Here is a 382-nt window from a genome sequence, read left to right on the forward strand (position 1 = left end):
CATACCTGAAACTCTATGACGGTCATGACTGGAAATGGTCCTGTGTACGTCTGGAGCATACAGATATGGAATATCTGAGAAAATACTGGTCAGGGAAAAAGGCATCTGCTCCAACTCTGGAAAAGAGACACCGGAAGTATTTTTTGCGTTTTTCCTATACAGAAGAAGTAACACTTACCAAAACACCTGTGAAAGAACAGATCATCTGCAGTGTGGACTTAGGGATCAATACCGATGCAGTCTGTACCATCATGCGGGCAGACGGAACTGTCCTGGGAAGAAAATTTATCGATCATCCCAGTGAAAAAGACCGGATGTACCGTATATTGGGACGGATCCGCAGATTCCAGAGGGAACATGGTTCTGCGCAGACACAGGGAAG

1 pseudogene is annotated in these 382 nt (G+C 45.5%); it reads left to right on the forward strand.

Going from position 1 to position 382, the window contains the following annotated elements:
• Window positions 1–382, forward strand: a pseudogene (locus tag G4417_RS16635) (IS200/IS605 family accessory protein TnpB-related protein); the annotation flags it as partial.

The organism is Blautia wexlerae (genome assembly GCF_013300825.1).
Classification (GTDB): Bacteria; Bacillota; Clostridia; order Lachnospirales; family Lachnospiraceae; genus Blautia_A; species Blautia_A wexlerae_B.